Annotated in this window: 1 protein-coding gene; it reads left to right on the top strand. The window is 46.8% G+C overall.

The window, feature by feature from the left end; translation table 11 throughout:
• The first annotated feature begins 71 nt into the window (after positions 1 to 71).
• On the top strand, positions 72 to 1,310 hold the full coding sequence (locus FD44_RS09900; protein ID WP_056973928.1) for an ISL3-like element IS1165 family transposase: 1,239 nt from the start codon (positions 72 to 74) through the stop codon (positions 1,308 to 1,310).
• The last annotated feature ends 176 nt before the right edge of the window (positions 1,311 to 1,486 follow it).

Genomic DNA, 1,486 nt, shown 5'->3' with positions numbered 1-1,486 from the left:
AAAAAAGCATCTAAGCCTCCCTAGTGCTATGCTTTAAGCGACGAAACTCAAGATAAGCGGGGTAGGAATAGATGTCTCAACTAGATAATACACTTAAATTACTGGGAATTACAGACACAAACATTCAGGTGTTCGGTACTCGTGAGGAATTTAATGGTCGGGGCTCGGGTCGCAAAAAGTATTTGGTCATCCAGGCAGAGCTTACCTACACACTCAGGCGCTGTCCCAGCTGTGGATACAATACGTTGCACCCTAACGGACACAAGCTCACTCATGTCCACATTTCAGGACCCATGGACCGGCCCGTAATTCTAGAGCTAAACAAGCAACGCTGGCGTTGTAGTAACTGCCATAGCACTTGTACGGCCACCACTCCAGTGGTATCAACCAACCACGCCATCGGTCACGGACTAGCGACTCATGTGCTGAAGCTAGCCAGTAAATCACTCCCGGCTAAGACTATCGCCAGTCTCACCGGTATTTCGACAAACTCAGTTCAGCGTATTTTGACGGCTAATATTCATCCACACGCGAGCCGCCGGTTACCGATTAATCTATGCTTTGATGAATTCCGTTCCACGCACGGCTCCATGTCGTTTATTTGCATTGACGCCGACACTCACAAATCAGTTAAAGTACTTAGCGACCGCCTTAATAGAACCATCAAACAGTTCTTTCTTAGTCAGTACAGCACCGCAGAACGGGCCGCGGTTCAACGCGTCATCATGGACATGAACGCCTCCTATCAGGCATTCGTGCACGAACTATTCCCTAACGCCGAACTCATTATTGATCGGTTCCACATTATTCAATTAATGGGCCGGACGATGGATACCATTCGCACTCAATGTTTAAAGCAACTCGACAAGCATTCGCGGGAATATAAAGTACTGAAATCACTATGGCGCCTATTCCACAAGGCCAACCCTGACGCCCAAAAGAGCCGCTACCTCTTCGGCCTGAATGAGTACTCGACCGAACAGAACGCTATTGATATTGGAACCAATACGTTTCCGGCCTTCAAAACAGCTTATGAAACCTACATCGATCTCCACGATGCTTTGATGGGGCGTCACGCTGATGAACTCAAGAATATCATCACTAACTATCAGCCTAACGGCACGCCCCTAGATACGGCCATGCATACCCTACGAAAGAATCTTAATGGAGTAATTAATGCCGCCAAATCGTCCTACTCTAACGGACCGATAGAAGGCATCAACCGTAAGATCAAGGAGCTCAAACGTGCTTGTTATGGCTTCTCCAATCAGGCCAATATGTTCACACGCGTCTACCAGCTGATTGCCTAGATTATCTACCACAATAACGTCACGATGGTAGGCTTATTTGTTATGCCTTCAAGTACGATATTCAGACGACACACCAGATTAAACGCCGCAACTAATAAAAAAACAAAAAAGATCTCCCACACGAGGAGATCTCCAAAGGATAGAAACTATCCTTCAACACCATTTGACAAAGAGCC

Source organism: Secundilactobacillus malefermentans DSM 5705 = KCTC 3548, from assembly GCF_001436395.1.
GTDB classification, from domain to species: Bacteria; Bacillota; Bacilli; order Lactobacillales; family Lactobacillaceae; genus Secundilactobacillus; species Secundilactobacillus malefermentans.
The sequence above is the reverse complement of the archived record's forward strand: the minus strand, read 5'-3'. Positions and strand labels throughout refer to the sequence as shown.

Coding starts and splice junctions, on each gene's coding strand:
- FD44_RS09900 (WP_056973928.1), top strand. CDS start 72: ATGTCTCAACTAGATAATACACTTAAATTACTGGGAATTACAGACACA.